The sequence below is a fragment of the Streptomyces sp. NPDC006529 genome (genome assembly GCF_040611795.1).
Taxonomy (GTDB): domain Bacteria; phylum Actinomycetota; class Actinomycetes; order Streptomycetales; family Streptomycetaceae; genus Streptomyces.
The window spans coordinates 1-23,386 of the sequence record NZ_JBEXPB010000054.1 but is presented as its reverse complement, the minus strand read 5'-3'; the positions used below and the strand labels follow the sequence as shown (position 1 = coordinate 23,386).

The 23,386-nt window shown below is 74.5% G+C and carries 19 protein-coding genes; 9 read left to right on the top strand and 10 right to left on the bottom strand.

Annotated elements, in window-relative coordinates; genetic code table 11:
• Positions 1 to 116: 116 nt before the first annotated feature.
• The 3 genes from ABZY31_RS27400 (at position 117) to ABZY31_RS27390 (ending at position 2,277) form a co-directional block, all read left to right on the top strand.
• Entirely contained in the window at positions 117 to 521 is a 405-nt protein-coding gene (locus tag ABZY31_RS27400; protein WP_356415292.1) for a DUF6325 family protein, read from the top strand.
• A complete protein-coding gene (locus ABZY31_RS27395) occupies positions 521 to 781 on the top strand; it encodes an SHOCT domain-containing protein (protein ID WP_356415290.1) in 261 nt (86 codons plus the stop codon). Before ABZY31_RS27400 ends, ABZY31_RS27395 begins: the two co-directional genes overlap by 1 nt.
• A gap of 140 nt (positions 782 to 921) precedes the next feature.
• The gene (locus ABZY31_RS27390; protein WP_356415287.1) at positions 922 to 2,277 is read left to right on the top strand and encodes a C40 family peptidase; all 1,356 of its coding nucleotides are present in this window, start codon (positions 922 to 924) and stop codon (positions 2,275 to 2,277) included.
• Here the strand turns inward: ABZY31_RS27390 and ABZY31_RS27385 are convergent.
• The 5 genes from ABZY31_RS27385 to ABZY31_RS27365 are packed head-to-tail and all read right to left on the bottom strand — an operon-like array spanning position 2,193 to position 8,154.
• Entirely contained in the window at positions 2,193 to 3,488 is a 1,296-nt protein-coding gene (locus ABZY31_RS27385; protein WP_356415285.1) for a styrene monooxygenase/indole monooxygenase family protein, read from the bottom strand. The genes ABZY31_RS27390 and ABZY31_RS27385 overlap by 85 nt on opposite strands.
• A 29-nt stretch (positions 3,489 to 3,517) precedes the next feature.
• The gene (locus ABZY31_RS27380) at positions 3,518 to 4,147 is read right to left on the bottom strand and encodes an ATP/GTP-binding protein (RefSeq protein ID WP_356415282.1); all 630 of its coding nucleotides are present in this window, start codon (positions 4,145 to 4,147) and stop codon (positions 3,518 to 3,520) included.
• Positions 4,128 to 4,520, bottom strand: a complete 393-nt coding sequence (locus ABZY31_RS27375) for a DUF742 domain-containing protein (protein WP_356415280.1) — start codon at positions 4,518 to 4,520, stop codon at positions 4,128 to 4,130. The genes ABZY31_RS27380 and ABZY31_RS27375 overlap by 20 nt, the downstream gene beginning before the upstream one ends.
• A complete protein-coding gene (locus ABZY31_RS27370) occupies positions 4,517 to 5,020 on the bottom strand; it encodes a roadblock/LC7 domain-containing protein (protein WP_356415277.1) in 504 nt (167 codons plus the stop codon). Before ABZY31_RS27370 ends, ABZY31_RS27375 begins: the two co-directional genes overlap by 4 nt.
• Entirely contained in the window at positions 5,017 to 8,154 is a 3,138-nt protein-coding gene (locus ABZY31_RS27365) for a nitrate- and nitrite sensing domain-containing protein (protein ID WP_356415275.1), read from the bottom strand. Before ABZY31_RS27365 ends, ABZY31_RS27370 begins: the two co-directional genes overlap by 4 nt.
• A gap of 441 nt (positions 8,155 to 8,595) precedes the next feature.
• Here ABZY31_RS27365 and ABZY31_RS27360 point away from each other — a divergent pair, with 441 nt between their 5' ends.
• A complete protein-coding gene (locus ABZY31_RS27360; RefSeq protein WP_356415272.1) occupies positions 8,596 to 9,387 on the top strand; it encodes a hypothetical protein in 792 nt (263 codons plus the stop codon).
• 45 nt (positions 9,388 to 9,432) lie between these two features.
• On the opposite strand, the gene ABZY31_RS27355 is transcribed toward ABZY31_RS27360, so the two are convergent.
• The 5 genes from ABZY31_RS27355 to ABZY31_RS27335 form a co-directional block, all read right to left on the bottom strand.
• Positions 9,433 to 9,873 carry a MarR family transcriptional regulator gene (locus ABZY31_RS27355; protein ID WP_356415270.1) on the bottom strand — a complete coding sequence of 147 codons (441 nt, stop codon included), beginning with the start codon at positions 9,871 to 9,873 and terminating at the stop codon, positions 9,433 to 9,435.
• A gap of 115 nt (positions 9,874 to 9,988) precedes the next feature.
• Positions 9,989 to 12,385 (bottom strand): endopeptidase La, encoded by a 2,397-nt coding sequence (lon, locus tag ABZY31_RS27350; protein ID WP_356415267.1) that lies wholly within the window; start codon positions 12,383 to 12,385, stop codon positions 9,989 to 9,991.
• Between the two features lie 139 nt (positions 12,386 to 12,524).
• Positions 12,525 to 13,298, bottom strand: a complete 774-nt coding sequence (locus ABZY31_RS27345) for a DUF4097 family beta strand repeat-containing protein (protein WP_356415264.1) — start codon at positions 13,296 to 13,298, stop codon at positions 12,525 to 12,527.
• A gap of 92 nt (positions 13,299 to 13,390) precedes the next feature.
• Complete coding sequence (locus ABZY31_RS27340; RefSeq protein ID WP_356415261.1) at positions 13,391 to 14,236, bottom strand: sulfurtransferase; 846 nt, start codon at positions 14,234 to 14,236, stop codon at positions 13,391 to 13,393.
• 72 nt (positions 14,237 to 14,308) lie between these two features.
• Positions 14,309 to 15,568 (bottom strand): hypothetical protein, encoded by a 1,260-nt coding sequence (locus ABZY31_RS27335; RefSeq protein ID WP_356415259.1) that lies wholly within the window; start codon positions 15,566 to 15,568, stop codon positions 14,309 to 14,311.
• A gap of 166 nt (positions 15,569 to 15,734) precedes the next feature.
• Here ABZY31_RS27335 and ABZY31_RS27330 point away from each other — a divergent pair, with 166 nt between their 5' ends.
• From ABZY31_RS27330 to ABZY31_RS27310, 5 genes are all read left to right on the top strand, one after another.
• Positions 15,735 to 16,286: a hypothetical protein gene (locus ABZY31_RS27330; protein ID WP_356415256.1), complete on the top strand. Its 552-nt coding sequence runs from the start codon at positions 15,735 to 15,737 to the stop codon at positions 16,284 to 16,286.
• Positions 16,287 to 16,397: 111 nt separating this feature from the next.
• Positions 16,398 to 17,123 carry a spermidine synthase gene (locus ABZY31_RS27325; RefSeq protein ID WP_356415253.1) on the top strand — a complete coding sequence of 242 codons (726 nt, stop codon included), beginning with the start codon at positions 16,398 to 16,400 and terminating at the stop codon, positions 17,121 to 17,123.
• An 81-nt stretch (positions 17,124 to 17,204) separates the two neighbouring features.
• On the top strand, positions 17,205 to 17,954 hold the full coding sequence (locus ABZY31_RS27320; RefSeq protein ID WP_356415251.1) for a response regulator transcription factor: 750 nt from the start codon (positions 17,205 to 17,207) through the stop codon (positions 17,952 to 17,954).
• Positions 17,951 to 19,018 (top strand): HAMP domain-containing sensor histidine kinase, encoded by a 1,068-nt coding sequence (locus ABZY31_RS27315; protein WP_356415248.1) that lies wholly within the window; start codon positions 17,951 to 17,953, stop codon positions 19,016 to 19,018. Before ABZY31_RS27320 ends, ABZY31_RS27315 begins: the two co-directional genes overlap by 4 nt.
• Positions 19,019 to 19,288: 270 nt before the next feature.
• The gene (locus tag ABZY31_RS27310) at positions 19,289 to 23,152 is read left to right on the top strand and encodes a multifunctional oxoglutarate decarboxylase/oxoglutarate dehydrogenase thiamine pyrophosphate-binding subunit/dihydrolipoyllysine-residue succinyltransferase subunit (RefSeq protein ID WP_356415245.1); all 3,864 of its coding nucleotides are present in this window, start codon (positions 19,289 to 19,291) and stop codon (positions 23,150 to 23,152) included.
• Positions 23,153 to 23,386: the final 234 nt, after the last annotated feature.

The window sequence follows — 23,386 nt, the reverse complement described above, 5'->3', positions numbered from 1 at the left end:
AAGCGGGGGTAGGGTATGTCCGTTTATGTCATAGTGAGCCGAAGAGTCGTCACAGAGTGACCGAAGAGCCGTCAGAAGTGATCGGGCGCGCACGCGCCAGTCGAGGAGTCGGGGTCATGGGGCCTGTGGAGTTCATCGTCCTCGCCTTCCCGGAGGAGCAGCTGCGGGTCTCCGCGGTCGCGGCCGTGATGGGCCTGCGCAAGAGCGGGAACGTCCGGCTGATCGACGCTCTCGTGGCGACGAAGACGGCGGCGGGCGAGGTGCTGGCCGCGGAGTTCGACGAGTTCAGGGAGCTGAGCGGGCTGCTGAGCGGCCGGGAGGCGGCCCGGCTCATCGGGCCCGAGGACGTCCGCGAGGCCGCCGACCTGCTGGACCGGGGCAGCTGCGCGCTGCTGGTGCTGGTCGAGCACGTGTGGGCCGAGGACGCGGCGATCGCCGTACGGGCCGCGGGCGGGCGGATCGCCGGCTCGGTCCGGATCCCCGCCGACCGGCTGCCCGCGGACGCCTCGGGGGTGGCGTGATGTTCATCCGACCGGTGCACGCGGCGGCCCGTCCCGCCGAACGCCCGCCGGGCCGCCCGCTGCTGCGGGGGCTGCTGGCACGCGGGGCCTACGTCTGGGAGGGTGGCGAACCCGCCCGCGGAGCGGCGGCCACCGCTCCCCTGTCCCCGCGGGCGGCGGCCCTGGCGGGGCGGCTGGAACGGCTCGCCGCGCTGGCCCGGGAGGGGCTGCTGACCCCGGAGGAGTTCGCGGCGGCGAAGGCCCGGCTGCTGGAGGGGTAGGGGGTGCCCGATGGATCTCCGCGGCGTCGCGACGCCGCCTGGTCCGGACGGGTGAGAGGGATGACCCGGCCGACTCGGGTGGGCGATTTGTCATACCGGCCGTGCCACGATCGCGCCCTCGGTTACCCGGAGGTGATCCCGTGTCACGTCGGCTGCTGCGTGCCGTCTGCATCGCCGCGACCCTGGTCGCGGCCGTTCCGCTGTCCGCCGCCGCCGCGCCGCCGGTGGGCCCGCCGACCGGGCCGCCCGTCGGTCCCGCCGCCCTGCGCGACGCCCCGGAGGCGGCCTCGAACGCTCCGGAGACGCGGGAGGCGCAGGGGGTCCAGGAGGCTCTGGAGGCGCAGGACGCGCCGGGGGCGACCGGGGCCGCGGCCGTGGGCGGGCTGCTCACCCGGATGCGGGGGCTGTACCAGAAGGCCGAGGAGGCCGCCGAGGCCTACAACGCCACCGAGGCCGCCCTCACCGCCCGCCGCGCCGAGGAGCGGCGGCTCAGCGCCGACCTCGGCAGGGCGCGCACGGAGGCCGGCGCCCAGCGGGCCCTGGCCGGGCGGCTGGCCCGGGAGCAGTACCGGGGGGCGCGGGGCTTCTCCCCGTACGCCCGGATGCTGATGTCCGGGGATCCGAACGCCGCGCTCGACGAGCGCCGGCTGGCCGCGCGCGAGGGCGCCCGCCGGGCGGACGTACTGGCCCGGCTCGCGCGGGGCGAGCAGCGGGCCGGGGCGCTGGCGGCGGCCGCCCGCACGGCGCTGGACACGCAGCGGGCCCTCGCCGCCGAGCACAAGCGGCGCAAGGACGAGGCGGCGGCGCGGCTCAAGGAGGTCGAGCGGCAGCTGGCCTCGCTGACCGCCGACCAGCTGACCGGACTCGCCGAACGGGAGCGCGGGGAGACGGCCGACGCGCAGCGGGAGCTGGTGGACTCGGGCCGCCTGGGCAGTCCCGGCGCGGCCGCGGCCCGTACGCCCAGCGCCGCGGGCGGGGCCGCGCTGACCTATGCGAGCGAGCAGATCGGCAAACCCTACGTGTGGGGCGCCCAGGGGCCCGCGTCCTTCGACTGCTCGGGGCTCACCTCGCAGGCGTGGGCGCACGCGGGGCGCTCGATCCCCCGCACCAGCCAGGAGCAGTGGGAGCGGCTGCCGAAGGTGCCGCTGGACCAGCTGCGCCCCGGTGACCTGGTGGTCTACTTCCCGAAGGCGACCCACGTGGCCCTCTACGTCGGCAACGGCAAGGTGATCCAGGCACCCCGGCCCGGCGCGCGGGTGAAGGTGTCGCCGATCGCCGCCAACCCGCTGCTGGGGGCCGTACGGCCGGATCCCGACGGGGTCGCGCTGGCGTCGTACAGCCCGCCGCCCCTGCCCGAGGGCGCGGGGACCGGCGCCGGGGCCGGTACCGGGGCGGCGGGCGACGACAGCGGTTACTCGGCCGAGGAAGCGCCCGAGGCGGCCGAGGTGGCCGACGTGTCCTCGGCGGCCGCCGCCGAGGTCACCTCCGCGAGGTAGCCCGCGGTGTCCTCGGGGTCGTAGAAGTAGGAGTCGAAGTCCGCGGGGTTGTCGAAGCCGTTGGCGAAGCGGTCGGCCACCGGCCGGAGCTGCCCCGCCGCGCCGATCAGGCCCAGCACGTGCTCCGGCGGTACGCCCAGCATCGCGTTGGTCCACTGCGTCACCGGCTTGCCCGTGGTGAACCAGTAGGTGGCGAAGGTGGCCTTCATCCACGCCTCGTCGAACGGCTTGTCCCCGTGCATCAGGATCGACGAGAGGTAGGAGGCCGCGCACTTGGCGGCCGAGTTGGAACCCTGCCCCGTGATCGGGTCGTTGGTGACGACCACGTCCGCGACGCCGAGCACCACGCCGCCGCCCGGCAGCCGGCCGACGGGGTGGCGGACGACCGGCGCGTACCGGCCCGCCAGGGTGGCGCCCGCGTCCGTCAGTTCCACGCCCCGCGTCCGCGCGTGCTCCCAGGGGGTGAACCGCTCCATCAGGTCCAGGGTGAGCGCGAGGTGCTCGGCCGGGTCCCTGACGCCGGTGAAAGCGTCGACCGGGCCGCCCGGGACGCCCTCCCAGAACAGGATGTCGGCGCGCCCGGAGGTGGTCAGGGTGGGCATGACGAACAGCTCGCCGACGCCCGGGACCAGGTTGCAGCGGACCGCTTCGGTGTCCGGGTGCTCGGGCCGGGGGCCCAGCCCGTGCACGTAGGACACGGCCAGCGCGCGCTGCGGGGCGTCGTACGGGGAGCGCGACGCGTCCCGCTCGAACATCGAGACCAGCTCGCCCTTGCCCGCCGCGACGAGCACGAGGTCGTACGTGCGGGAGAAGAAGTCGAGGTCGGCGATCGAGGCGCCGTGGATGACCAACTGGCCGCCGCGCTGGGTGAAGGCGTCGAGCCAGCCCGCCATCTTCACGCGCTGGTCGACCGACTGCGCGAACCCCTTGAGGCGGCCGAGCCAGTCGATCGGGCGGGAGCCGTCGGGGGCCGCGACCGAGACGCCGACGCCCTCGATCTTCGGCGCCTGCCCCTCCCAGAAGTTCAGCCCCAGGTCGCGCTCGTGCCGGAGCGCCGTGTCGAACATGACCTGCGTGGACATGACCCGGCCGCCGCGGATCTCGTCCGGCGTGCGGTTGGACATGAGGGTGACCTCGTACCCCTTGGACTGGAGGCCGAGGGCGAGCTGGAGGCCGGACTGCCCGGCTCCGACGACGAGTATCTTGCGCATGACGGTCTCTCTCCGGGCTGCGGTACGGGCTATGCGGGGGTGGCGTCCAGGGCGTGGCCCACGAGCGTCATCAGGGACTCGACGACCGTGGCGCGGTCGCGCGCGTCCATGATCACGACGGGGACGGCGTCGGAGATGGTCAGCGCCTCCCGCACGTCCTCGGGCTCGTAGGAGGCGGAGCCCTCGAAGTGGTTGACGGCCACGGCGTACGGCAGACCGCAGCTCTCGAAGTAGTCGAGGGCCGGGAAGCAGTCGCGCAGCCGGCGGGTGTCGGCGAGCACGATGCCGCCGATGGCGCCGCGCACGAGGTCGTCCCACATGAACCAGAAGCGCTTCTGGCCGGGCGTTCCGTAGACGTACAGGACCAGGTCGTCGTCCAGCGTGACCCGGCCGAAGTCCATGGCCACGGTGGTCGTGTGCTTGTCCGGCGTGCCGGTCAGGTCGTCCGTCGGCGCGCTCGCCTCGGTCATCACCGCCTCGGTACGCAGCGGGGTGATCTCCGAGACCGAGCCGACGAAGGTGGTCTTGCCCACGCCGAAGCCGCCCGCCACCAGCACCTTGACGGCGACGGGGGCGCGCGAGCGGTCGTACTGCCACGGCTGGACGGGGTCGTCCGCGAGGTCCGCGGGCGCGGTCGGGTCAAAGACGGCTGAGCCCACTGAGCACCCTTTCCAGCAGCGCGCGTTCGGGGCGGCCGGTGCCGTGCCCGGTCCCGTAGACGCGGATCCTTCCCTGGTCGGCGAGGTCGCTGACGAGCACGCGGACGACGCCGAGCGGCAGCTTCAGCAGCGCGGCGATCTCGGCGACCGTGCGCATGCGGCGGCACAGCTCGACGATCGCCCGCATCTCGGGCGTCCGGTCGGGCCGGGCCGCCGGGGCCCTGACCCCGGGGTCGAGGGTGGCGACGAAGCTCTCGACGGGCAGGACGTGCGCGAAGCGGGTCCGTCCGCCCGTGAGCGAGTACGGGCGGACGCGGGCGGGGCGCCGGTCGGCGCCGCGTATCGGCAGCCGGTCGGAAGCCGGACTCCTCACGGGGTGTTCTCCATCGACTGGCGCAGCTCGCTGCGGACTTCGGGGGTCAGGACGTGGCCGGCGCGGCCGACGAAGAGCGCCATGTGGTAGGCGACGACGCTCATGTCGCAGTCCGGCGTGGCGTGCACGCCGAGCAGGGAGCCGTCGCTGATGGCGGTGACGAAGACGCAGCCGCGCTCCATCGCCACCATGGTCTGCTTGACGCCCCCGCCGTCCATGAGCTGGGCGGCGCCGGTGGTGAGGCTGCCGAGGCCGGAGACGATGGTGGCGAGGTCGGCCGAGGCGCCGCGGGGGCCGCGCAGGCGGCCCTCGGGCTGCGGGCCGCCGCCCACGTCGCGCACTTCCGGGGCCTGGCCCGGCTCGGAGGACAGCAGCAGCAGGCCGTCGGAGGAGACGACGGCGACCGACACGATGCCGGGCACCTCCTCGACCAGGTCGGTCAGCAGCCACTGCAGATTGCGGGCCTGGGTGCTCAGTCCGTACGTACTGGGCGCGGTCATGTGCGTGCCTCCTGTGCGGTGTCCCCCGGATCGGTCTGGCCCTCGGCGTCGGCGAGTTCGGCCTCGACGACGCGCCGCCCGTCCCTGGCCCCCTGGTAGAAACCGCCGAGGCGGCGGCGGAGTTCCTCCGCGTCCACCCGCTTGGGCTCCGCCCCGGTCGCGGGGGCGGCCACGGCCTGCGGGCCGGGGGCCGCGACGGCGCGCGGGGTGCGCTTGGGGAGGCCCTTGTCGGTGACGGCCTCGTCGGGATGGCTTCCCTGGCGCGGGACCCAGTCGCCGGGGCCGTCGGGGGCCTGGGCGTGGGCGTCGCCCGCGGGGGCGGTGCGCCGCTCCCGCTTCGGCAGCCCGGCGCCGGGGCCCTTGCGTACGGGCAGGCCGCCGTTCCGCTCGCCCGCGGCGGGGACGGTGAAGACCTGGTCCGGGGACGGCAGCAGGTCCGCGGGGTCGGCGGCGGGCACCACGCGGGCCGGCAGCTCCTCGGCGGGCTCCTGCCCCTGCTCCACCACGGGCGGCACCGTCGGCGGCGCCGGCAGCCGGACCTCCAGCGTCCGCTCGGACTCGGGTACGTCGGGGGTCGCCGGGGGCTCCGGATCCGCCGGGGCTTCGGCGTGCACCGGGGCCTCCGCGGGGGCCGGGGCCTCCGGGGACGCCAGAGCCTCCAGGGCCTCCGGGGCGTCCGGGGCCGACGGCTCCGTGGGCGGCGCGGGTGCGGGGACCGTGAACACCCGGTCCGCCGGTACGGCGTCGGGGGCCGGCTCCGGGGCCTTCTCGCTCAGCGGCACGACCGGGATCCACTCCCGCTCGCCCGCCTCGTCCGCGTCCGCGGGCCCCTCCGGCCCCGCATCGGCGGTCGGCTCCTCGGCCGGGTCCGCCTCCGGAGCCGCGTCGGTCACAGCGACCGGAGTCGGAGCCTCCGCCGGCGCCTCCTCGGACGCGGGGGCCGGGGCCGGAGCCGGGGCGGCCTCCGGCGCGGGGGCCGGGGCCGGGGTGTCCTCGCCGCGCAGGCGGGGCGAGAGGACGTTGCCGTTGGCCTCGGCCACCACGCCGGGGAGGTCCGGGAAGGGGGCGGCGCCGGGGGCCGTCAGGTGGTGGACCGGGGTGCCCGGTGCGGCGACCGGGAGCAGGGTGACCGGGATGACCACGAGGGCCTCGGTACCGCCGCCGCGGGCGGCGCGGAGTTCGGCCGTGACCCCGTGGCGCGCGGCCAGCCGTCCCGCCACGTACAGCCCCAGGCCCAGGCCGTGCTCGGCCTCGGGCTCCTCGTCGTACGCCTCCGGCTCGGCCAGCCGGGCGTTGAGCGCGGCCAGCCGGTCCCCGCTGACGCCGATGCCCTCGTCGATGACGGACAGCACGGCGTCGCCGGAGTCCAGCAGCCACCCGGAGACCTTGACCTTGGCCTCCGGCGGCGAGAAGGTCGTGGCGTTCTCCAGGAGTTCCGCCAGAACGTGCGAGATGTCGTCGGCGGCGTGTCCCGCCACCTGCGTGGCGCCCGGCAGCGCGGCCAGGTCGACCCGCTCGTAGCGCTCGATCTCGCTCACCGCGGCCCGCATGACGTCCACCAGCGGGACCGGCGTGGCGTGCCCCGGGCCGTGGTCCTGACCCGCGAGGACCAGCAGGTTCTCGTTGTGGCGGCGCATCACCGTCGCCAGGTGGTCCAGCTTGAAGAGGGTGGCGAGCTGGTCGGGGTCCTGTTCCTTGGACTCCAGCTCCTCGATGACGGTGAGCTGCCGCTCGACCAGGCCGAGGGTGCGCAGGGAGAGCGAGACGGAGGTGGTCGACATGATGCGCCGGTGCTCCTCCAGTCCGGCCCGCAGGCGCGCGAGCTCCTCCTCCAGGGCGCCGCGGCCGCTGCTCAGTGCCTCGTTGCGGCCGACGAGGCGGCGGCGGTCGGCGTCGAGGCCCGCGATCCGGGTGTGCAGGGACACGGTCTGGTCGCGCACCGCGTTGAGGTGGCGGACCACCTCGGCGAACTCGTCGTTGCGCCCGGTGAAGCGGACCGGTTCCACCGACCCCTCGGGCGTCGCCAGCCGGGCGGCGCCGCGCCGCAGGACGGACAGGGGCCGGGTGAGGGAGCGCGCGACGGCGGTCGCGAAGACGACGGCGAAGAGGAACAGGGCGCCGAGGACCGCGATCGTCCGTTCGAGGGCCGTCACGTCGTCGTCGCGCAGCGCGGCCAGCGCGCTGGAGCGGTCGACCGCGAGGTTCGATTCGACGGACCGCATCCTGTCTATGCGCGCGGACAGCGCGGCGCCCACGCTCTCGCCGTCGAGCTTGCGGTCGGCGGCGGTGAGGGCGGGCCGGTCGGTCAGCCGCTTGAGGTAGTCGTCGGCGCTCTTCACCTCGGGGCCGGTGACGGTCACGGCGAGGGTCTGGCGCACGTCGGGCCGCGCGGCGCGGGCGAAGTCGTCGAGGGCGGCCAGTTCCCGTACGCGCGAGCGCTGGGCGGCGGTGGCGAGTTCGTCGGACGCGGCGGTGTTCTGGGACTGCTCGCCGCGGGGGACGGCCAGCGCGGCGAGCAGCAGTCCGCGGGTGGCCGAGGCCTGGTCCACGGCCTGCCCGAGGGGCGCCAGCGGGCGGGTCGTCGCGAGGGCGCCGGTGGCGCGCGGCGGGGTCAGCTCGATCAGCCGGTCGCCGGGAGCGGTCAGTTCGCCGAGGAGGGCGGAGTAGGCCTGCTGGGCCGCGAGGGCGCCGCCCTTGCCGCCGACGGCCTCGGAGCGTACGGCCCGTACGCGGCCCAACGCCCGGGCGAGCGGCTCGTCGGCCTCGGGGCGCAGTTCCGCCAGCTGCCGGTCGGTGCCGGCGGCGCGGTCGTCGACCACGGACTTCCCCGCGGCGGGGCGGCCCTTGGCGACGTACTCGGTGACGGCGTCGCGCTCGTCGGCGAGCAGATGAGTGAGGGTGAGGGCCTGCTGCGTCCGGTCGGCGAGGGTGACCAGCTGCTGGGAGTCGTTCAGCTCGGAGGCGGCGGTGACCACCGCGGGGGCGCCGGCCGCGAGGACGGTGAGCCCGGTGACGGCAACGCCGATGACCAGCCTGCGGCGCACCCGTACGGTGCGTCCCGCGCGGCCCGCCGTGGCGTGGCCGTCGGCAGGGGTGGCGGCGGTGCCGTTCTTCCGAGACGGCTTCTTCTGCACCGGTGCTCGCAATCCTGTACGTGTGCTCGTGCTCGTCTACTCGTGTGGCCGAGGTACCGGCCGGTCAACAAGTAAACGCCCCCTGCCCCCTCGTACCGCTCAGACCTTCGCAGTGTGCTGGGGAGAGAGCCGCACATCGCTCACCCGGCCACTTGAACGAGTGAACAACACGGATGAGTTGACGAACAACTCCGGCGGTCCCCCGTCAGGCCCGGGGCATGGACAGGCGGTTGAAAGATCCATGGGCGCTTGACAGGATGCCCGCCCACAGCCGCCCGGACCCTTCGATTCCACCGGTTTGCGCCCGTTCGGGCGGGTCCGTGACAGCGGGGCGCGCGGCGCGGGGCCGCGCCGGTGCGCACCCGCCCCGCCCCCGCCCGTTCACCGGCCCGCGTCCCGGCCGCCGCCTGGCGGACCGGACATCCCGGGCAGACTGTTCCCATGCGCATCGACCTCTCCTCCGCCCCCGGCGACCCGGAACGCCCCAACGAGGACTGGCTGTCGGCCTCGGTCCCGGCGCCGGGCGGCGGCGGTGTGCTGGTCGCGCTGGACGGGGTCACGCCGCCGGGCGGGGACGTCGGCTGCGCGCACGGCGTGCCGTGGTTCGCGGCCCGCCTGGGCGGGCGGCTGACCGAACTGTCCGGATCGCGGCGGGACATGCCGCTCGACGGCATCCTCGCCGAAGCGATCCGCGTGACCGCCGACGCGCACCGCGAAACCTGTGACCTTTCTCACGTGCGCACCCCGCAGGCGACGGTGGTCGTGGTCCGCTGGGACGCGGAGTACGTGGAGCACCTCGTGCTGTCCGACTCCGTCCTCCTGCTGCGCGCCCCGGACGGAGGGGTGACGGCGGTGCTGGACGACCGGCTCGACCGGGTGCCCGCGGAGGTCCTGCGCTCAGTGGCCGACACCGACGCGCTGCGCAACTCCGGCGCGCAGGGTGCCTTCTACACGGCGGCCGCCGATCCCGCGGTGGCCGCCCGGGCGGTCACCGGCCGCACCCCGCGGGCCCGGGTGGCGGCGCTGGCCGCGCTGACGGACGGCGCGAGCCGCTGGACGGACACCTTCGGGGCGGGCGACTGGGCCGCCTGCATGGCCGTGCTGCGCGAGGAGGGCGCGGGAGCGCTGATCGACCGGGTCCGCGCGCTGGAACGGGCCGCGGCCCGCGCGGGCGACGGCCGGGTCCGCTCGAAGCGCCACGACGACGCGTCGGCGGCGTACGCGGAGCTCTGAGGGGGGCGGCGGCCGAAGCCACCGCGCCGGTGGGGGCGCCGGGCCCTATTCGGCGCCCTGGTTCAGCTGGTTGAGCAGCCGGGCCAGTTCCGCGACCTCGCCGCGGTCCCAGTCCGCGAGCTTGCGCATGTACTGCTCGCGGCGGGCGTAGCGCACCCGCAGGAAGCGTTCGCGGCCCTCTTCGGTCAGGCCCACCAGGAAGGCCCGGCCGTCGGCCGGGTCCGGTTCGCGGGCGACCAGCCCCAGGTTCTCCAGGGCACGCAGCTGGCGGCTCATGGTCGCCTTGCCGACGCCGAAGTAGGCGGCAAGCTCGGTGGCGCGCTGGCGGCCGGCCGCTTCGAGGCGGACGAGCAGGCCGTACGCCGCCGGCTCCAGCTCGGGGTGCAGTGCGCGGGCCATCTCGCCGGAGGAGGCGCGGGCCCTCCGGAGGAAGACGGACAGCTCCCGCTCCAGGGCGAGGAACTCCTGGTCTTCACTCCCGTGCACGGACCGCTCCCATCGATGGTGTGGAGGACCAGTATCGAGGAGCGGACCGCAGGGCGGCCCGGGGCCCCGCCGCAGCGGGGTCACGGGCCGTTCGGGTGGCCGCGGTGCGTGCGGATCAGGCGGCCGCGACCACCGGTTCCACGGCGGCCGAGAGGGCCAGCTCCAGCACCTGGCGCACGTCCGTCACCGGGTGCACCTCCAGCCGCTCCAGCACCTCGGCCGGTACGTCGTCCAGGTCCGCCTCGTTCCGCTTCGGGATGATCACCGTGGTGATCCCGGCCCGGTGCGCGGCCAGCAGCTTCTGCTTGACCCCGCCGATCGGCAGCACCCGCCCGGTCAGCGACACCTCGCCGGTCATGGCCACGTCCGTGCGCACCTGGCGGCCGGAGAGCAGCGAGGCCAGCGCAGTGGTCATGGTGATGCCCGCGCTCGGGCCGTCCTTGGGGACCGCGCCCGCCGGGAAGTGGATGTGCACACCCCGGTCCTTGAGGTCGGCGACCGGGAGCTCCAGCTCCGCGCCGTGCGAGCGCAGGAAGCTGAGCGCGATCTGCGCCGACTCCTTCATGACGTCTCCGAGCTGGCCGGTCAGGGTGAGCCCGGCGGCCCCGGTCTCCGGGTCGGCCAGCGAGGCCTCCACGAAGAGGACGTCGCCGCCCGCGCCGGTCACGGCGAGGCCGGTGGCCACGCCGGGGACGGCGGTGCGCCGCTCGGCCGGGTCCTGGCCCGCCTCGGGCACGTGGTGCGGGCGCCCGATCAGGCCCCGCAGGTCTTCGGCGCCGATCCGCAGCGGCAGTTCCCGCTGCCCCAGCTCGTGCTGGGAGGCCACCTTGCGCAGCAGTCGCGCCAGCGACCGCTCCAGGGTGCGCACGCCCGCCTCGCGGGTGTACTCGCCCGCCAGCTTGCGCAGCGCGTCCTCGCCGAGGGTGACCTCCTCGGCCGCCAGCCCGGCCCGCTCCAGCTGGCGGGGCAGCAGGTGGTCCCGGGCGATGACGACCTTCTCGTCCTCGGTGTAGCCGTCGAGCCGGACGATCTCCATCCGGTCGGCGAGCGCCTCGGGGACCGACTCCAGCACGTTGGCGGTGGCGAGGAAGACCACGTCACTGAGGTCGAGTTCGACCTCCAGGTAGTGGTCCCGGAAGGTGTGGTTCTGCGCCGGGTCCAGGACCTCCAGGAGCGCGGCGGCCGGGTCGCCCCGGTAGTCGGAGCCGACCTTGTCGATCTCGTCGAGGAGCACGACCGGGTTCATGGACCCGGCCTCCTTGATCGCGCGGACGATGCGGCCGGGCAGCGCGCCGACGTACGTCCGCCGGTGGCCGCGGATCTCGGCCTCGTCCCGTACGCCGCCCAGCGCGACCCGGACGAAGGTGCGGCCCATGGCGTGCGCCACGGACTCGCCGAGCGAGGTCTTGCCGACGCCGGGCGGCCCGACGAGGGCCAGCACGGCTCCGCCGCGGCGGCCGCCGATGACGCCGAGCCCGCGCTCGGAGCGGCGCTTGCGGACGGCCAGGTACTCGGTGATGCGGTCCTTCACGTCGCTCAGCCCGGCGTGTTCGGCGTCCAGGACCTCGCGGGCGCCCCGGATGTCGTACGCGTCCTCGGTCCGCTCGTTCCAGGGCAGTTCCAGCACGGTGTCCAGCCAGGTGCGGATCCAGGACCCCTCCGGCGACTGGTCGCTGGCGCGCTCCAGCTTCTCGACCTCCTTGAGCGCGGCCTCGCGGACCTTCTCGGGCAGGTCGGCGGCCTCGACGCGGGCGCGGTAGTCGTCGGACTCCTCGCCCTCCTTCTCACCGTTCAGCTCGCGCAGTTCCTTGCGCACGGCGTCCAGTTGGCGGCGCAGCAGGAACTCGCGCTGCTGCTTGTCGACGCCGTCCTGCACGTCCTTGGCGATGGACTCGGCCACGTCCTGCTCGGCGAGGTGGTCGCTGAGCATCTTCACGGCGAGCCGCAGGCGGGCGACGGGTTCGGTCGTCTCCAGCAGCTGGAGCTTCTGCTCCAGGGTCAGGAACGGCGAGTAGCCGGAGTTGTCGGCGAGGGCCGAGACGCCCTCGATCTGCTGCACCCGGTCCACGACCTGCCAGGCGCCGCGCTTCTTGAGCCAGCTGGTGGCGAGGGCCTTGTACTCCTTGACCAGCTCGGCGGCGACGCCGGGCAGCGGCTCGGGGACCTGCTCGTCCACGGTCTCGCCCTCGACCCAGAGCGCCGCCCCGGGCCCGGTGGTCCCGGCCCCGATCCGGACCCGCCCGCGGCCGCGGATCAGGGCCCCGGGATCACCGTCGGACAGCCGCCCGACCTGTTCGACCGTGCCCAGGACGCCGGTGGCGGCGTAGGTGCCGTCGACCCGCGGCACGAGCAGCACCCGCGGCTTCCCCGTCCCCGCGGCGGCCTGCGCGGCCTCCACCGCGGCCCGCACCTCCGCGTCGGACAGGTCCAGCGGGACGACCATCCCGGGCAGGACGACCTCGCCGTCTAGCGGCAGCACGGGCAGGGTGAGCGATTCGGACGACGAAGCCATGATTTTCCCTCCGGCAGCGAAGTTGAGCTATGCCGACTCAATGCTTGTGCGCCGCCCAATGTTCCCCAACCCCCGTTCGCCCGGGGCGAACGCGCCGGAGAGCGATGCGACGGGTGCTGCCGAGGTGCCCGCGCCGGGGTCAGGACGCCGTGATCCGTACGTCCCCCGAGCTGGTCCGCACGGTCAGGCGCGCGGCGGCGGCCGGGTCCGTGGGGACCGCGACGTCGCGGTTGCCGGAGCTGGTGGTCAGGTCGACCCGGTAGGGGCCGCCGGGGACCCGCAGGGTGACGTCCCCCGAGCTCGCCTCGGCCGTCACGGAGGCGGGCGCCCCAGTGAAGTCGAGGCGGGCGTCGCCCGAGCTGGAGTGGACCGCGGCGCTCGGGCCGCCCAGGGCCACGCCCGTGATCTCCCCCGAGGAGGTGGAGACCCGCAGCGCCCCGGAGATCCGCTCGGCCCGTACGGACCCGGAACTGGCGGCCAGCTCGGCCTCCGCCACGCCCGTCACCGTGATGGAGCCGCTGCTGCTGCCCAGCTTGACCCGGGCGGCGGCGGGGACCTCCAGCCGGTAGTCGACGTAGCAGGACGTGCCGTCGCCGCAGTCGTCGGTGAAGGTCAGGGCGCCGCCGGAGATCCGCTGGCCGGGGCGCGGCAGGGTGTCGCCGCCGTAGTGGACGGTGCGGTGCACCGAGACGCCGGGGCCGGTGCCGGGAACCACCTCGATCGAGCCCCGGCGGGAGTTCCTGATCTCGACAGAGGTGACGGCCTCGGTGACCGTGGCATCGGCGGTCGCGGTCCGCGTCGTCTTCTGGTCCCCGCCGCCGAGGAGGTCGGGGGTGCAGGCGGAGAGGAGCAGCGCGGCGGCGAGCGCGGCGAGGGCCGTGACCGGCGGGGCGGGGGCGCGGCGTGAAGTCATGCGCCGAGTCTCGCGGCGCGGCCGCGCCCGGTCGATGGCGCTGCTACCCCTGCCGGGGGTGGTGCCAGCCCTACCCCCGGCCCCCCTCGCGGTCAGTCGCCGGTGGCCACGGGGAGCTCGCCCGGCCTGCCCCACTCGCTCCACGAGCCGTCGTACACGGCCGGGTCCGGGTAGCCGGCCAGGACGGCCCCCAGCGCGAGCACGCAGGCGGTGACGCCCGAACCGCAGCTGACGTACAGCTGCCGGTCCCCGGCCAGTTCGCGCAGCACGGCGCGCAGTTCGGCCTCGGGGAGCATCGCGCCGCCGCGCTGGAGTTCGCCGAAGGGGAGGCTGAGCGCGCCGGGCATGTGGCCGCCGCGCAGGCCGGGGCGGGGTTCGGGGGCGGTGCCCGCGAAGCGTGCGCGGGTCCGCGCGTCGAGGACGACGGCGCGCGCCGGGTCGGCGAGGGCCGCGCCGACTGCGGCGCTGTCCACGATCAGCCCGGGGCGGGGGCGGGCGGTGAAGGTGCCGGGCGGGCCGTCGTAGCCGGCCGGCGCGTCCTCGACGGGCAGCCCGGCCGCCTCCCACGCGGGCAGCCCGCCGTCGAGCACGGCGGCCCGGTCGAAGCCCATGGCCCGCAGCATCCACCAGGCGCGGGCGCTGGAGTGGATGCCCGCCCCGTCATAGACGACGACGGTGCTGGTGTCGTCGATCCCGAGGGCGCGGACGGCCGCGGCGAAGGCCCCGGGCGAGGGCATGGTGTGCGGCGCGGGCGCGGTGTGGTCGCAGAACGCCCCGTCGAGGTCGAAGGCGCGGGCCCCCGGGATCCGCCGGGGCGCTCCCCGGTGCGGCCCCACGGAGGCGTCGGCCACGACGACCCCGTCCGCCCCGGAGCCGAGCCGCTCCGCGAGCCATTGCACCCCGACCAGCGGCCGGAGGTCTGTGTGCCGAACCGTCACTGCTGCCTCCCGGGCGCTTGGGCCCCCATCCTGCCGGACCCCCGGAGCCGGGGGCCGAGCGGGGCGGCGGGACTACGGGCAGGTCCCGGGCGCGGCGAAGACGGCCAGCCGGGCGCCGTGCAGGGAGGTCACGCGGCACAGGTCGAAGTGCGCGGCCAGGGCCTGCCGTTTGACCGCCTCCCGGGGGTAGGGGTCCACCGGCTCGCCCGCCGGATCCAGGACGGCAAGTACCCGGGGGGCGGCGAGCAGGTGGGCGCGCAGCTCGGCGTCGGGCAGTTCGGTGCCCCAGAGCGTGCCCGAAGCGGCGGGAGGCGCGGCCAGGGCCACGTCGCGCAGGCCCGCGTAGAGCCCGGGCGAGGACAGCAGCCACTCGCGCCGGCGCGCCGGCAGGAACAGCACCGCGTCCCCCGGCCGCGCCTCGGCCCGCACGGCCGCCGCGACCGCGAGGACGTCGTCCTTGCGGCTCTCGGGCGTCCGCAGCCACCCGGCCCAGAAGCCGAACGGCACCAGCAGCGCCCCCGCCACCACCCACGCGACCCAGCCGCCGGCCGCCAGCCGCGCCCCCACGAGCAGGGCGAGCCCGGCGAGGGCGTAGAGCACGTACCGGTCGACGTACAGGGGGTGCACCAGCGAGACGGCCAGCAGCACTCCGGGCGGCGCCAGCGCCAGCGGCACGGCGACCCGGACGAGGGCCCGGTCGGGGATCCCCCGCGCGAGCAGCAGCGCCGCTCCCGCGATCACGGCGTACGCCGCCCAGTCGCCCGCCTTCGGGCGGCCGAGCCAGCCGAGCTGCTGCTGCGCCTGCCCCGCGCTGAGCAGCACCAGCGGGGCCAGCGCCACCCCCACGGCCACCACGCACCACCGCCAGGCGCGCGAGCGCCACGCGACGACGCCGTGCGCGAGCAGGGCCAGTACGGCGAACTCGTGCAGCCAGCAGCCGAGCGCGAGCACCACGGCGTACGCCGCCCAGCACTCGCTCACCAGCAGGTACGTCGCCCAGATCACGGCGGCCGTGACCAGCGCGTACGAGCGCCCCTCCTGCGCGTACATCTGCACGGGCGGCAGCACGGCGTACGCCGACCCGGCGAGCAGGGCCGCCCGCTCCCCCGCCCCCAGCCGGTGGGCGAGCGCCGCCACCCCGGCGGCGGCCAGGGCGGTAGCCAGCACGGAGGGCAGCCGCAGCGCCCAGAGCCCGCCGTCCCACACGGCGAAGACGCCGTGCATCAGCAGGTAGTACAGGCCGTGCACGGCGTCGACCTGCCCCAGCAGCCCGACGAGGTCCCCGGAGGTCCGGTGGGCCACCTGGTAGGTGACCGACTCGTCGCGCCACATGGAGCCGCCGCGCGGCAGCCCCCACAGGCCGAGGGCGAGCGCGAGCAGCGGGGGCAGCCCACGCCACGCCCGGGCGGTGTTGCGGCCGATGGGGTGCCTCCGGGTATCCGTACGGGCGTGGGGCCTCCATACTCGGGGGCGACCCGAGTCCTCGCGGAGGTGGGGTGTGCGAACGTACCGAACGACGGCCGCGGTGGCCGTGGGCGCGCTGGTCCTGGTGCTCGGCGGCTGTACGCCGGCCGGTCCGGGCACGCCCGGGCCCGGCGCCGGATCCCCGTCCTCCGCCCCCTCCGCTTCCGCGCCGCCCCCCGCCTCCGCCTCCCCTCCGGGCACCACCCCCTCCGGGAGCGCTCCGCCGGCCGCCACGCCGACCGCCGCGCGGCAGCAGCTGCTCCTGGTCACCCGCAGCGGGGGGTACGCCGGACGGCGCAGCACGCTGGACATCGGGGAGGACGGGGCGTGGACCCTGCGCGACGCCTCCGACCGGCCGCTGCGCACGGGGAGGCTGACGGGGGCCGGACTCGACGCACTGCGCGGCGCCCTGCAGCAGGCGGATTTCGCGCACCTCCCCCCGGCGGCCACCGGCCAGGGGAAGGTCTTCGACGGCTTCACCTACTCCTTCGTCCATGACGGCCACCAGGTGGTCGCGACCGACGGCTCCGTCCCGCCGGCCCTGAGGAAGGTCCTGGACGCGTTGCCGTCGTTCGAGACGCCCTGACCCCGCGCCGCGGCGCTCTCTCGCCCCGACGAAGCCCCGCCGGTGGAACCCCCACCGGCGGGGCTTCGTTGTGGAGTCGAGTGACCGTCCGGTCACGGAGAGGATCCGCCCATGTCAGCCCACGTCACCGGGGTCGGCGCCGCCGCCGCGCCCGCCGCCGCACCCGCCGCCGCGCCCGTCACCGTCGACCGCCGCCAGGGCCCGTACGGCGAGGTCGCCCTGCGCCGCCGCGGCGGAACGTACGAGATCATCGCCAACGGCTGCTTCCTCATGGACACCTCCGACGGCCGCTCCGAGCGCCTGCTGGTGGACGCCGCGCGCCGCGCCCTGCCCGCCGACCGGACGCGCCCGTCCCTGCTCATCGGCGGCCTCGGCGTGGGCTTCTCCCTCGCCCACGCGGCCGCCGGGGACCACTGGGGGCGGATCAGCGTGGTCGAGCGCGAGGAGGCGGTCGTCGACTGGCACCGCTCCGGGCCGCTCGACACGATCTCGGGCCCCGCCCTGGCGGACGAGCGGGTCGCGATCGTCCGCGCGGACCTGGTCGCCCACCTGGCCGACCCGGCGACCGGGCCGTACGACGCCCTCTGCCTGGACATCGACAACGGCCCCGACTGGACCGTCACCGAGGACAACCGCGGCCTGTACTCCCCCGCCGGGCTGGCCGCCTGCCGGGCCAGGCTCACTCCGGGCGGCGTACTGGCCGTGTGGTCCGCACAACCGTCCGCCCCGTTCGAGGACGCTTTGCGGAATGCCGGATTCAGTTCGGTACGGACGGAAGAGGTGCCCGTTGCCCGAGGTGTCCCGGACGTCGTCCACCTCGGGCAGAACCCCTCATAGCCGCGGCCCGGAGGCTCCTCTACGCTGCACCCCATCACGCGGGATCTTCACGGGTCCCCCGTCGGACTACCGGGGCGGGACATGGATCAGACACACACCACCCACAACGGGGCCGGGGCCTCGCCTGCGACCCCCGGCGCGCAGCGGCGGGTGCTGGTCGTCGAGGACGACCGCACCATCGCCGAGGCGATCGCCGCCCGGCTGCGCGCCGAGGGGTTCCAGGTGCAGACCGCCGCGGACGGGCCCGCCGCCGTCGCGGCCGCCGAGACCTGGCTGCCGGAGCTGCTCGTCCTCGACGTGATGCTCCCCGGCTTCGACGGCCTGGAGGTCTGCCGCCGCGTCCAGGCCCAGCGGCCGGTGCCGGTCCTGATGCTCACCGCGCGCGACGACGAGACGGACCTGCTGGTCGGCCTCGGGGTCGGCGCCGACGACTACATGACCAAGCCGTTCTCCATGCGCGAGCTGGCCGCCCGGGCCCACGTCCTGCTGCGCCGCGTGGAGCGGGCGGCGATCGCCGCCCACGCCCCGCGCGGCTCCACGCTGCGCCTGGGCGACCTGGAGATCGACCACGCGCAGCGCCGCGTCCGGGTGCAGTCGGAGGACGTCCACCTGACGCCCACCGAGTTCGACCTGCTGGTCTGCCTCGCGGGCACCCCGCGCGCGGTGCTCTCGCGCGAGCAGCTGCTGGCCGAGGTCTGGGACTGGGCCGACGCCTCCGGGACCCGGACGGTCGACAGCCACATCAAGGCCCTGCGCCGCAAGATCGGCGCCGAGCGGATCCGTACGGTCCACGGCGTCGGGTACGCCCTGGAGACCCCGGCGCAGCCGTGAGCGGGCGGCTGCCGGGGCCGGGGCTGCGGCCGTTCTCGCCCTTCTCGATCAAGACCAAGCTGGGCACCCTCGTGGTGGTCTCGGTCTTCATCACCACGGGCCTGCTGATGGTGGCCATGCGCACGGCGACCGAGGTGCGCTTCATCACGGTGTTCTCGGTGATCGCCTCGATGCTGATCACCCAGTTCGTGGCGCACAGCCTGACGGCGCCGCTGGACGAGATGACGACCGTGGCCAAGGCGATCTCCCACGGCGACTTCACCCGCCGGGTGCGCGGCTCGGGCCGCCGCGACGAGCTGGGCGACCTCGCGGCGACGATCAATCTGATGGCCGACGACCTGGAGGCGGTGGACCGCCACCGCAAGGAACTCGTCGCGAACGTCTCCCACGAGCTGCGGACCCCGATCGCGGCGCTGCGCGCGGTGCTGGAGAACGTGGTGGACGGGGTCTCCGCCGCGGACCCCGAGACGATGCGGACGGCGCTCAAGCAGACCGAGCGGCTGGGTCGGCTGGTGGAGACCCTGCTGGACCTGTCCCGGGTGGACAACGGGGTGGTCCCGCTGAAGGCGCGCCGCTTCGAGGTGTGGCCGTACCTGTCGGGCGTCCTGAAGGAGTCGGGCCTGGCGGCGGCCGGGCGCCCGGGCCTGACCTCGGGATCCGGCGGCCACACCCGCAACGACGTCCATCTGCACCTGGACGTCTTCCCGCCCGACCTGGCGGCCCACGCGGACGCGGAGCGGCTGCACCAGGTGGTGGCGAACCTCATCGACAACGCCGTCAAGCACAGTCCGCCGCACGGCCGGGTGACGGTACGGGCGCGGGGCGCCGACGCGCCCGGGAGCCTGACCCTGGAGGTGATGGACGAGGGCCCGGGCATTCCGGAGTCGGAGCGGCTGCGGGTCTTCGAACGGTTCAACCGGGGCAGCGCGCGGGGCGGTGACGGCGGCACCGGGCTGGGCCTCGCGATCGCCCGCTGGGCCGTCGGACTGCACGGCGGTCACATCGGCGTGGCCGAATCCCCTCGCGGCTGCCGGATCCGGGTCACCCTTCCGGGCAGCTCGTAGGGGGCGTGTTGACGTAGGGTTCGAGTGGGAAGGACATGATCTCGGCCACACCGGCCCGGGGTCCGTCAGGGGTGCGACGCCAGGGGGCCGCAACCGCGGTGAGCCCTACCCGAACCACGCTTGTTTCCCGCCATTCCACGCGGTGAAACCCGCCGTTCGGTGTGACCTGCGCGACGGATGTCCCGCCCGGTCTGCATCCGACCGCCGGGGAGGCGTAGCCTTTATTCCCGCTGTCCATACCTTGTGAAGCGGAAGAGGGCGGTTGCCGCCGTGTCGCCACAGTCCCCCAGTAATTCGAGCACCACGACCGAATCAGCAGAGAGCGGGAAGACCCCTGCCTCAGGCTTCGGCGCGAACGAGTGGCTCGTCGACGAGATCTATCAGCAGTACCTCCAGGACCCGAATTCGGTCGACCGGGCCTGGTGGGACTTCTTCGCCGACTACAAGCCGGGCGGCGTGAGCGCCCCGGCGAAGGCGGAAGAGCCCACGCAGACCCCGACGACGGACGGCGCCTCCGCACAGGCCGCCCCCGCCGCCGCAGCCCCGCAGGCCGCCGACGCCGCCACGGGGGCGGCGCCCGCCGCGCCCACGGCCGCCGCTCCGACCGCCGCCACGCCTGTGTCAGCTCCTGCCCCTGCTCCTGCCACCCCCTCTGGTGCCCCTGCTGTGACTGTCACCTCCCAGGCCCCGGCCTCGGCTCCGGCCGCCGCCCCCTCCGCTCCCGCCGCCGCTCCGAAGGCCGCGCCCGCCACCGAGGCCCCCGCGGGCCCCGAGCTGGTGACGCTCCGCGGCCCCGCCGCGGCAGTGGTCAAGAACATGAACGCCTCCCTGGAGGTGCCGACGGCCACGTCCGTCCGCGCCGTCCCGGTGAAGCTGCTGTTCGACAACCGCATCGTGATCAACAACCACCTGAAGCGCGCCCGGGGCGGGAAGATCTCCTTCACCCACCTCATCGGGTACGCGATGGTGCAGGCCATCAAGGCCATGCCGTCGATGAACTACTCCTTCGCGGAGAAGGACGGCAAGCCCACCCTGGTCAAGCCGGAGCACATCAACTTCGGCCTGGCGATCGACCTCGTGAAGCCGAACGGCGACCGCCAGCTCGTCGTCGCCGGCATCAAGAAGGCCGAGACCCTCAACTTCTTCGAGTTCTGGCAGGCCTACGAGGACATCGTCCGCCGCGCCCGCGTCGGCAAGCTGACGATGGGCGACTTCACCGGCGTCACCGTCTCGCTGACCAACCCCGGCGGCCTGGGCACCGTCCACTCCGTGCCCCGCCTGATGCCCGGACAGTCGGTCATCATGGGCGTCGGCTCGATGGACTACCCCGCCGAGTTCCAGGGCACCTCGCAGGACACCCTGAACAAGCTGGGCATCTCCAAGGTCATGACCCTGACCTCGACCTACGACCACCGGGTCATCCAGGGCGCGGCCTCCGGCGAGTTCCTGCGCGTCGTCGCGAACATGCTGCTCGGCGAGAACGGCTTCTACGACGACGTCTTCGAGGCGCTGCGCATCCCGTACGAGCCGGTCCGCTGGCTCCGGGACATCGACGCCTCGCACGACGACGACGTCACGAAGGCCGCCCGCGTCTTCGAGCTGATCCACTCCTACCGGGTCCGCGGCCACGTCATGGCCGACACGGATCCGCTGGAGTACAAGCAGCGCAAGCACCCCGACCTCGACATCACCGAGCACGGCCTCACCCTGTGGGACCTGGAGCGCGAGTTCGCGGTCGGCGGCTTCTCCGGCAAGTCGATGATGAAGCTCCGCGACATCCTCGGCGTGCTGCGCGACTCGTACTGCCGCACCACCGGCGTCGAGTTCATGCACATCCAGGACCCCAAGCAGCGCCGCTGGATCCAGGACCGCATCGAGCGCCCGCACACCAAGCCGGAGCGCGAGGAGCAGCTGCGCATCCTGCGCCGGCTGAACGCCGCGGAGGCGTTCGAGACCTTCCTGCAGACGAAGTACGTCGGCCAGAAGCGCTTCTCCCTGGAGGGCGGCGAGTCGGTCATCCCGCTGCTCGACGCCGTCATCGACTCGGCCGCCGAGGCCCGCCTCGAAGAGGTCGCGATCGGCATGGCCCACCGCGGCCGCCTGAACGTGCTGGCCAACATCGTCGGCAAGTCGTACGCGCAGATCTTCCGCGAGTTCGAGGGCAACCTCGACCCGAAGTCGATGCACGGCTCCGGCGACGTCAAGTACCACCTGGGCGCCAACGGCACCTTCACCGGCCTGGACGGCGAGCAGATCAAGGTCTCGCTGGTCGCCAACCCCTCGCACCTGGAGGCGGTGGACCCGGTCCTGGAGGGCGTCGTCCGCGCCAAGCAGGACATCATCAACAAGGGCGGCACGGACTTCACCGTCCTGCCCGTCGCCCTGCACGGCGACGCGGCCTTCGCGGGCCAGGGCGTCGTCGCCGAGACGCTGAACATGTCGCAGCTGCGCGGCTACCGCACCGGCGGCACCGTCCACGTCGTGATCAACAACCAGGTCGGCTTCACCGCCGCCCCGGAGTCCTCGCGGTCGTCGATGTACGCGACCGACGTGGCCCGCATGATCGAGGCGCCGATCTTCCACGTGAACGGCGACGACCCGGAGGCCGTGGTCCGCATCGGCCGCCTGGCCTTCGAGTTCCGCCAGGCGTTCAACAAGGACGTGGTCATCGACCTCATCTGCTACCGCCGCCGCGGCCACAACGAGTCCGACAACCCGGCCTTCACGCAGCCGCTGATGTACGACCTGATCGACAAGAAGCGCTCGGTGCGCAAGCTGTACACCGAGTCCCTCATCGGTCGCGGCGACATCACCCTGGAAGAGGCCGAGCAGGCGCTCCAGGACTTCCAGGGCCAGCTGGAGAAGGTCTTCGCGGAGGTCCGCGAGGCCGCCACGCAGCCCGCGCTGGCCGCCCCGGCCCCGGCCCCGCAGGCCAACTTCCCGGTGACCGTCGACACGGCGATCTCGCAGGACGTCGTCAAGCGGATCGCCGAGTCGCAGGTCACCATCCCCGAGGGCGTGACCGTCCACCCCCGTCTGCTGCCGCAGCTCCAGCGCCGCGCCGCGATGATCGACGAGGGCACCATCGACTGGGGCATGGGCGAGACCCTGGCCTTCGGTTCGCTGCTGATGGAGGGCACCCCCGTCCGGCTGTCCGGCCAGGACTCGCGCCGCGGCACCTTCGGCCAGCGCCACGCGGTCCTCATCGACCGGGAGACGGGCGAGGACTACACCCCCCTCCTGTACCTCTCGGACGACCAGGCCCGCTACAACGTCTACGACTCGCTGCTCTCCGAGTACGCGGCCATGGGCTTCGAGTACGGCTACTCGCTGGCCCGTCCGGACGCGCTGGTCCTCTGGGAGGCCCAGTTCGGTGACTTCGTCAACGGCGCGCAGACCGTCGTCGACGAATTCATCTCCTCCGCGGAACAGAAGTGGGGCCAGACCAGTGGCGTCACGCTCCTGCTCCCGCACGGCTACGAGGGCCAGGGCCCGGACCACTCGTCCGCGCGTCCCGAGCGCTTCCTCCAGATGTGCGCGCAGGACAACATGACGGTGGCCATGCCCACGCTCCCGTCGAACTACTTCCACCTGCTGCGCTGGCAGGTCCACAACCCGCACCACAAGCCGCTCATCGTCTTCACGCCGAAGTCGATGCTGCGTCTGAAGGCGGCGGCGTCGAAGGCGGAGGAGTTCACCACCGGCGGCTTCCGTCCGGTCATCGGCGACTCCACGGTGGACCCGAACGCGGTCCGCAAGGTGGTCTTCTGCGCGGGCAAGGTCTACTACGACCTGGAGGCCGAGCGGGAGAAGCGCGGCGTCACGGACACCGCGATCATCCGCATCGAGCGGCTGTACCCGCTGCCGGGTGCGGAGCTCCAGGCCGAGATCGCCAAGTTCCCGAACGCGGCGAAGTACATTTGGGCGCAGGAGGAGCCGGCGAACCAGGGTGCGTGGCCGTTCATCGCGCTCAACCTGATCGACCACCTGGACCTGGCCGTCGGTGCCGAGGTCCCGGCCGGCGAGCGGCTGCGGCGCGTGTCGCGTCCGCACGGGTCGTCTCCCGCCGTGGGTTCCGCGAAGCGGCACCAGGCGGAGCAGCAGCTGCTGATGAACGAGGTCTTCGAGGCCTAGTCGCCTCGCTGCCCTGACAAACCGGCAAGGCCCGGCCCCCACCCCGGGGCCGGGCCTTCCCCGTCCCGGAGACATGTCAGCCTCGCCGGCGTTTGAGGCGCGGGTCCGGGCGGAGCCCGGGGCGGCCCGCCGGGGCGGCCCCCCGCCCCCCCCGCCACCCCGCCGCCGCCCCCGCGCCCCCCGCCCGCGGCCCGCGCCGCCCCCCCCGGCGGCGGCGGACCTGCTGACCGACCC

Bases quoted from the DNA above. Each gene is read 5' to 3' on its own strand.
- ABZY31_RS27400 (WP_356415292.1), top strand. From the start codon at position 117: ATGGGGCCTGTGGAGTTCATCGTCCTCGCCTTCCCGGAGGAGCAGCTG.
- ABZY31_RS27395 (WP_356415290.1), top strand. From the start codon at position 521: ATGTTCATCCGACCGGTGCACGCGGCGGCCCGTCCCGCCGAACGCCCG.
- ABZY31_RS27385 (WP_356415285.1), bottom strand. From the start codon at position 3,488: ATGCGCAAGATACTCGTCGTCGGAGCCGGGCAGTCCGGCCTCCAGCTC.
- ABZY31_RS27370 (WP_356415277.1), bottom strand. From the start codon at position 5,020: ATGACCGCGCCCAGTACGTACGGACTGAGCACCCAGGCCCGCAATCTG.
- ABZY31_RS27360 (WP_356415272.1), top strand. From the start codon at position 8,596: ATGCGCATCGACCTCTCCTCCGCCCCCGGCGACCCGGAACGCCCCAAC.
- lon (WP_356415267.1), bottom strand. From the start codon at position 12,385: ATGGCTTCGTCGTCCGAATCGCTCACCCTGCCCGTGCTGCCGCTAGAC.
- ABZY31_RS27345 (WP_356415264.1), bottom strand. From the start codon at position 13,298: ATGACTTCACGCCGCGCCCCCGCCCCGCCGGTCACGGCCCTCGCCGCG.
- ABZY31_RS27335 (WP_356415259.1), bottom strand. From the start codon at position 15,568: ATGTGGCGCGACGAGTCGGTCACCTACCAGGTGGCCCACCGGACCTCC.
- ABZY31_RS27325 (WP_356415253.1), top strand. From the start codon at position 16,398: ATGTCAGCCCACGTCACCGGGGTCGGCGCCGCCGCCGCGCCCGCCGCC.
- ABZY31_RS27320 (WP_356415251.1), top strand. From the start codon at position 17,205: ATGGATCAGACACACACCACCCACAACGGGGCCGGGGCCTCGCCTGCG.